7 protein-coding genes and 1 pseudogene are annotated in these 7,650 nt (G+C 35.2%); 7 read left to right on the top strand and 1 reads right to left on the bottom strand.

Annotation, left to right across the window (positions count from 1 at the left end; translation table 11 throughout):
• From TJ68_RS01370 to TJ68_RS01345, 6 genes and pseudogenes are all read left to right on the top strand, one after another.
• On the top strand, window positions 1–783 hold a 783-nt coding region (locus TJ68_RS01370; protein ID WP_040928327.1), incomplete at its 5' end, for an FAD-dependent oxidoreductase.
• 12 nt (window positions 784–795) lie between these two features.
• A complete protein-coding gene (locus TJ68_RS01365) occupies window positions 796–1,785 on the top strand; it encodes a thiamine pyrophosphate-dependent dehydrogenase E1 component subunit alpha (RefSeq protein ID WP_040928326.1) in 990 nt (329 codons plus the stop codon).
• The gene (locus TJ68_RS01360; RefSeq protein WP_040928325.1) at window positions 1,785–2,771 is read left to right on the top strand and encodes an alpha-ketoacid dehydrogenase subunit beta; all 987 of its coding nucleotides are present in this window, start codon (window positions 1,785–1,787) and stop codon (window positions 2,769–2,771) included. Before TJ68_RS01365 ends, TJ68_RS01360 begins: the two co-directional genes overlap by 1 nt.
• A 32-nt stretch (window positions 2,772–2,803) precedes the next feature.
• A pseudogene (locus TJ68_RS01355) lies at window positions 2,804–3,984 on the top strand (dihydrolipoamide acetyltransferase family protein).
• Window positions 3,985–4,044: 60 nt separating this feature from the next.
• Window positions 4,045–4,482: a BrxA/BrxB family bacilliredoxin gene (locus TJ68_RS01350; RefSeq protein WP_040928324.1), complete on the top strand. Its 438-nt coding sequence runs from the start codon at window positions 4,045–4,047 to the stop codon at window positions 4,480–4,482.
• Window positions 4,483–4,692: 210 nt separating this feature from the next.
• Window positions 4,693–5,808 (top strand): M20/M25/M40 family metallo-hydrolase, encoded by a 1,116-nt coding sequence (locus tag TJ68_RS01345; RefSeq protein ID WP_040928323.1) that lies wholly within the window; start codon window positions 4,693–4,695, stop codon window positions 5,806–5,808.
• 25 nt (window positions 5,809–5,833) lie between these two features.
• Here the strand turns inward: TJ68_RS01345 and TJ68_RS01340 are convergent, their stop codons facing one another.
• Window positions 5,834–6,679 (bottom strand): helix-turn-helix transcriptional regulator, encoded by an 846-nt coding sequence (locus TJ68_RS01340; RefSeq protein WP_040928322.1) that lies wholly within the window; start codon window positions 6,677–6,679, stop codon window positions 5,834–5,836.
• Window positions 6,680–6,776: 97 nt separating this feature from the next.
• Here TJ68_RS01340 and TJ68_RS01335 point away from each other — a divergent pair.
• A partial coding sequence (locus tag TJ68_RS01335) for an MBL fold metallo-hydrolase (RefSeq protein ID WP_052327240.1) occupies window positions 6,777–7,650 on the top strand: 874 nt, incomplete at its 3' end.

Raw genomic sequence — 7,650 nt, 5'->3', positions numbered from 1 at the left:
ACAATTATTGAAGGCAGTCAAAATATTATTCCTAATGAAGATAAAGACGTGATTCGTACGCTTAAAAAACATTTAGAACACAGTAACGTAAAAATCATAACTGATTTTAAAATTAGTAATGAGACTGTTACAGTTAATGACGGTGTTTCGATAGAGTATAACGACGAAACATTGAATTTCGAGCAAGTAATTGTTGCGATTGGGCGTAAAGCTAATATCGATGATATCGGATTAAACAACACGAAAGCAAAATTCACTACTTATATTGAAACGAATGAATTTTTCCAAACGGAAGATAGCCATATATATGCGATTGGAGATGTATTAAATACATATCAACTCGCACATGTTGCTTCGAAAGAAGGAATGATTGCGGTAGAACATATTAAATGTTTAAATCCAATACCACTAAATTATGATACTGTACCGAGATGTATATATACGAATTTAGAAGTAGGGGTTGTCGGTCCTTCAGAAGATCAGTTAAAAGAAAAAGGTATCGAATATAAAGTGAGCGTATTACCACTTCAAGCAGTTGGTAAGGCGATTATCGAAAATGACGGAGAAGGTTTTGTTAAGTTAATTGCTGATAAAGATAATATGTTAATTGGCGCATCGATTGTTGGACCAAACGCTACTGAAATTATCAACGAATTATCGCTTGCATCATTTTTAAATAGTTCAATAGAGGAACTATATAATGCGGTACATGCGCATCCGTCAATAAGTGAAGGTATTATGGAATCTGCATTACTTATTGACGAAAGAGGGATTCATTTTTAAGGAGAGATTCGAATGATAGATTATAAAACATTAGATTTAACAGAAGACGACTTAAAAGAAATGTATCGTTTAATGTTAACGACACGAAAAATTGATGAACGTATGATGTTATTAAACCGTGCAGGTAAAATTCCGTTTGTCGTATCGTGTCAAGGTAAAGAAGCGGCACAAGTCGGTGCAGCATATGCTTTAAAGAAAAAAGTAGATTACTTAAACCCATATTATAGAGATTTAGGAATGGTAACAACACTTGGGACAACACCCTTAGAAAGTATGCTTGCAGCATTTGCGAAACGAGATGATACGTCTAGTGGTGGTAGACAAATGCCTGGTCACTTTAGTGATTACGAGTTAAATATTGTGACTCAAGGATCAACTGTAACAACTCAAGTACTTCACGCAGCGGGTATTGCGTATGCGTTAAAAATGGATGGTAAAGAAGCTGTATCATTTACTTCACTTGGTGAAGGTTCTACGTCTCAAGGTGATTTTCATGAAGCGCTAAACTTTGCGAGTGTTCATCAATTACCGTATATATGCCTTATTGAAAATAATGGTTACGCGATTAGTGTACCAAAATCACTTCAGTACAATATCGATGACTTATCAGAACGAAAACATGCATACGGAATACACGGAGAACAAATCAATGGGAACGATCCACTTGAAGTATATCAATCTGTAAAAACTGCTCGAACACGAGCTATTAACGGAGAAGGTCCTACGATAATTGATGCGTTAGTATCGAGAATCGGTGCACACTCTTCAGATGACGATGATTCTTATAGAGATAAAGCACACGTACAAACACTAAAAGAGACAGACTGTTTAATCACGTTTAAAGATTATATATTAAAAAATACTACGATAGAAGAAGAGTGGTTCGAAGTAATTAATGAAGAAGTAAAAAATATTATTAACGACGCGACAAAAGAAGCAGAACATGCTCCGTATGCAGAACCTTCTTATGCGTTAAAACACGTATATGAGGAGGAAGTATAATGACAAAAACGATGACATTGTTAGAAGCAATCCATGACGGATTAGACTATGAAATGGACAAAGATGAGAACGTATTCGTTCTAGGAGAAGATGTCGGTCAAAAAGGTGGCGTGTTTAAAGTAACTGCTGGACTCCAAGAGAAGTACGGGAAAATGCGAGTGCTCGACACACCACTTGCGGAATCTTTAATTGTCGGTACAGCAATTGGGGCGTCACTTGCAGGGAAACGACCAGTTGCTGAAATACAGTTTGCAGAGTATATATTACCTGCGACAAACCAAATTATGAGTGAAGCAGCTAAAATTAGATATCGTTCTAATAATGGATGGCATTGTCCAATTGTAATTCGTGCACCATTTGGTGGAGGGATACACGGGGCACTTTATCATTCACAATCGATTGAAAGTGTATTTAGTTCCACACCTGGTTTAAAGGTTGTTATACCTTCTACACCAAGTGATGCAAAAGGATTACTTATTTCTGCAATACGTGATAACGATCCTGTTCTATTTTTCGAGCATAAAAAAGCATATCGTTTACTTAAAGAAGACGTACCAACAGGTGAACATGTCGTACCTATTGGTAAGGCAGATATAAAACGTGAAGGGAAAGATATCACGGTAATAACTTACGGGTTATGTGTCCATATGGTTATTGAAGCGGCTGAACGATTAGAAAATGATGGATACAGTGCTAAAGTTGTTGATCTAAGAACAATTTACCCGCTCGATCAAGAGACGATTATAGAATCTGTTAAAGACACGAGTAAAGTATTACTCGTCACTGAAGATAATTTAGAAGGTAGTGTAATGAGTGAGGTATCTGCGATTATATCTGAACATGCATTTTACGATTTAGATGCACCAGTTATGAGACTTGCCGCACCTAACGTACCATCGATGCCATATGCACCACCAATGGAAGACTATTTTATGGTGAATCCAGATAAAATCTATGAAAAGATGAAAGAACTTGCAGAACATTAAAAGAGGTGAAACGATTGATAGAAGTCATTAAAATGCCAAAACTCGGTGAAAGTGTGCATGAAGGAACAGTAGAAGCGTGGCTCGTCGAGCCTGGAAGTAAAGTGAATGAGTATGATCCTTTATGCGAAATTCTAACCGATAAAGTAACAGCTGAAGTCCCTTCTAGTTTTGAAGGAGTGATAGAAAGAATACTCGTAGATGTTGGTGAAACAATAGAGGTAGGGACACCAATTTGTGAAATTAAGGTATCTAACAAAGTTCATGAAAAAGAACCAGAGCAAAAATCTCAACCACAAACTAATAAAAAAGTTAATAATATTACAGACACACAAAAAGAGATTAAAAGAATATCACCTGTCGTGATGAGATTAGCATCAGAACATAACATTAATCTAGATAATGTTGAAGGTACAGGACAATTTGGACGTGTTACAAAAAAGGATATTTTATCGTATATCGATAATCCTGTGAAAAATGAAGCACCAAAAACAGATGAACCATCGACTGATATTAAAACTACTAGTGAATCTTCTAGACTAGAATTAACCGGTGTTAAAAAGCAATCGCAAATAATATGGTGAAATCTAAAACTGAAATTCCACATGCTTGGATGATGATTGAAGTAGATGCAACAGAGCTCGTTCATTTAAGAAATAAATATAAAGATGCATTTAAATCTGAAGGTATTAAATTAACTTATTTTGCATTCTTTATAGAAGCAGTAGCAAAAGCCCTAAATACAAATAAAATACTCAATAGCAGTTGGCAAGAGGATTCTATTCAAATCCACGATTCAATCAATTTAAATATCGCAGTATCCGCTGATGACGACTTATACGTTCCGGTCATTCATAATGCAGATATGTTGTCGATTCGAGGAATCGCAAAAAAACTTGCACAACTTGCTGAAAAAGGCAGAACACATGCGCTAACTTCGGAAGATATGCACGGTGGGACATTTACAATTAATAACACGGGCGCATTTGGTTCTATTCAGTCACAAGGCGTCATTAACCACCCACAAGCTGCTATATTACAAGTTGAATCTATCGTTAAAAAACCTGTTTTTATCGATGAAATGCTCGCAGCAAGATATATGGTAAACCTTTGTTTATCTATCGATCATAGAGTACTGAACGGTGTAGATGCAGGTAAATTTTTACAAGATGTTAAGAAAAATATTGAGTCTATTGATAGTGAAACAACGCTTTAATCTTTACAAATAAAATATTTAACATTACACTTTAATTATTACAGTAAAGAGGTGCTATCTATGGATTTAGATTTTAAAATATATATGGAAGATTTAGTGGAAAATGCGAGAAAAGAACTCACAGATGTTGGGTACGAACAACTTTTGACGCCAGAAGAAGTTAATGAAGCGTTAGACAAAGAAGGTACTGCACTTGTGATGATTAACTCAGTATGTGGATGTGCAGGTGGTATCGCACGTCCAGCAGCGATTCACTCACTAAACTTCGACAAAAAACCAACACATTTATATACAGTTTTTGCCGGACAAGAAAAAGATGCAACTGAAGCAGTTCGTGAACGTACACCAGACTTTTTACCGTCATCTCCAAGTTTTGCGTTTTTCAAAGACGGAAAAGTGGTAGATATGATAGAGAGACATGAAATTGAAGGTCACGATGTCATGAGTGTCATTACAGATCTGCAAGCATGGTTTATGGAACACGGCGATGACATTTAAAAAAAGTGGTCCATTGATGGACCACTTTTTCTTATAGTGCTGTGAGATAGCTTAATCCCATTAATAAACCTGAAACAACGATTAAGATAATCATTGCCCAAATGATAATGTTTTGTGCTTTTTTCGGCATATTGTGAACCCTCATTTTCTCAAATTATATAATTTTATATTACTTGTTCAAGTAATAATTTTCAACTAGGAGTGTAATTAATGAACAAAGAAAGAGTAGTAGAACTATTAAAAGAACTCGTAATGATCGATTCAGAATCTGGTGATGAAAGAGAGATAGCTAATCGTTTATTTAAAGAGTTCGATCAACTTGAATTAAAAGGTTTTGAAGATGATACACAATCTGAAACAGGTTACGGTGCAGGGAACTTATTCTTTACACTAGAAGGAAATAAAGAAATAGAGCCGATTTGTTTTATGGTTCATATGGACACTGTTAAGCCAGGTAACGGAGTTAAACCCGAAGTTCGCGATGGATATATGTATTCTGATGGAACGACAATTCTCGGTTCGGATGATAAAGCAGGGATCGCTGCAGTAATTGAAGCAATTCGATCAATTAAAGAAAATAATATCCCACATGGTGATATTGAAGTTATCGTAACAGTTGGTGAAGAAACAGGTCTTGTCGGTGCAAAAGCTTTTGACACTTCAGTTGTTAAAAGTAAAATAGGATACGCAGTAGACGGTACAGGTCAAGTGGGTACAATTGTAAACCGTGCACCTGCACAAAATAAAATTGAAGCACACATTCATGGTAAAAAAGCTCACGCGGGAATCGAACCAGAAGTCGGTGTATCTGCAATTAATATCGCAGCGCTAGCGATAAGTAATATGACACTTGGTCGCGTCGATGAAATGACGACATCAAACGTTGGTATTATTAAAGGTGGGGAAGCGACGAACATCGTATCAGACTATGCATATGTGTTACTTGAAGCAAGAAGTTTAGAAGAGGATCGTCTTGCAAAACAAACAGCACATATTGAATCTGAATTTAAAAAAGCAGCGCATAAACTCGGTGGAGAAGTCGATGTTGACATTGACTTAATGTATCCAGCACTGCATTCAGAGGAAGAATCAGAAGCTGTAAAACTCGCAAGCGATGCTTCCGTAAAAATTGGTCGTGAACCCAATATTATTTCTTTAGGTGGAGGCAGTGACGGTAACATCTTTGTAGGACAAGGTATCGACACAGTCATTTTAGGCTTAGGATATGAAGAGATTCATACGACATCAGAAAGAATGCCACTCGAAGAATTATATAAAATCACAGAACTTATTATTAAAATGGTTGAGTTACAAGCAACTAAATAATAAAAGGCGACATATGTCGCCTTTTTTAATCAATTATGGACTGCCATACTTGTATGATGACTGAATCATCGATTGAGTGGGTAAGTCCTTTTATTAATTCTATAGAAAATGTTAAGTCTAGATCGATGTGCTCTTTTACGAGCCATCTTCTAAATATATACTCGTAAAGGTTTTTTGTTTCGACGTCTAATTGACCGTCCGACTCAAAAATTTGATATAAACCACTAGGTGTATACGTCGTTGTAAAAGGTGTATTCATATCTGATGCTGTGCCGACGAATACTTGAATTTCTCCGTAACTATATCGTTCCATTACGAATAACCCTTTAATTGGTCCGTTATTATGCTTTAATATTTCGCTAATAATACCGCTATTTAGTAAGTAGTTTAAGTATCGAGTTTTCTTTTTCTCATTATAACTATTCATATTGAAAAATTCTTCGACACCAATTAATCGATACCCATCAAGTGAACGTGTTTCAGAAAAAGGTTCACGTTTTGTCGTAGGGTTTATTTCAAATGAAATACGGTATTGTAAAGGCATTTCTTCGATAAATTTATCAGTATCATACACGCTTATACCGAAGAATTTTTGATAATCATCTTTAAACTGCGCTAAATCTTTATGGTTATAGTATTTTATAATATCTGTTAAACGTCGATGACCATCATAAACTTCTAAAGCAATTTCAGTTAATTGACGGCGTTTTTGATAGTCTGCTGGAGACATCCCAACGAGAGCAGTAAATAGCGTTAAAAAACTTTTCGATTCAACATCCATTTCCATTAACACTTCATCGAAATCTATGTCTTCACGTAAATGATCTTCTATGAATACAATAAACTGTTCTATAAATTGAATAGAGTCCATAATGTCACCTTACTTTCCTTTATATATTATTCCACGAAGGGGTCTAAAAGACAAGATGACTATGATATAATTAGATTACTTTTATATGGAGGTTACTATGTATATTAATATATTAGGTTCTGCGGCAGGCTTACCTTCAAAAAAACGACATACTCAAGCGATAATTTTAGATATGGTTGATGAGCTCAACGAATATTTTTTAATTGATGTTGGAGAAGCATTTCAACATCGTTTACTAAATACGTCTATTAAACCATCTAAAATTAACCATATATTTATTACGCATTTACATGGTGACCACATTTACGGTTTACCAGGTTTTTTATCGAGCCGTGCGCATCAAGGTGGAGAAGGTAAACCACTAAAAATTTACGGACCAAAAGGACTTTCTGAATGGTTAACAACGACGTTTCAAGTAAGTGAGACAATATTGAATTATCCAGTTGAAATAGTGGAAATTGAAGATGGATCTTTTATCTCGATTAAAGATGTTACTATAGAGGTAAAAACACTTGATCATAATATAGAAAGTTTTTTATATATATTTAAAGAAAATGATCAAAAAGGTGCGTTAAACGTTCTAAAGTTAAAAGAAATTGGTATACGTCCTGGCCCAATTTATAGTGAAATAAAAGATAGTGATACGTTTGTACATGATGGTGTTATTTATGATACGAACGACTTTTTAGGGCCTGTAATAAAAGGGAGAAAAGTATGTATTCATGGAGATACACGACCGCTTCAAAGTGAAGTATATTTCGATTTACTAAAAGACGCGGACTGCGTTGTTCATGAAGCGACATTTTTAGATCATGAATACGAAAAGGCGTATAGTTACTATCATTCTGAAATACATGACGTGTTAAGTATTCAAAAAGATTTACGTGTGAAACACTATATATTCACACATATTAGTAATCGATATGAGGAGGAATTTATTTCGAACTTTATTAAAACGTTACCTTCAAATG

The organism is Nosocomiicoccus massiliensis, assembly GCF_000438455.1.
Lineage (GTDB): Bacteria > Bacillota > Bacilli > Staphylococcales > Salinicoccaceae > Nosocomiicoccus > Nosocomiicoccus massiliensis.
The sequence above is the reverse complement of the archived record's forward strand: the minus strand, read 5'-3'. Positions and strand labels throughout refer to the sequence as shown.

What these genes read in the sequence shown, in the direction of transcription:
- TJ68_RS01365 (WP_040928326.1), top strand. Translation starts at nt 796, where the DNA reads ATGATAGATTATAAAACATTAGATTTAACAGAAGACGACTTAAAAGAA.
- TJ68_RS01360 (WP_040928325.1), top strand. Translation starts at nt 1,785, where the DNA reads ATGACAAAAACGATGACATTGTTAGAAGCAATCCATGACGGATTAGAC.
- TJ68_RS01350 (WP_040928324.1), top strand. Translation starts at nt 4,045, where the DNA reads ATGGATTTAGATTTTAAAATATATATGGAAGATTTAGTGGAAAATGCG.
- TJ68_RS01345 (WP_040928323.1), top strand. Translation starts at nt 4,693, where the DNA reads ATGAACAAAGAAAGAGTAGTAGAACTATTAAAAGAACTCGTAATGATC.
- TJ68_RS01340 (WP_040928322.1), bottom strand. Translation starts at nt 6,679, where the DNA reads ATGGACTCTATTCAATTTATAGAACAGTTTATTGTATTCATAGAAGAT.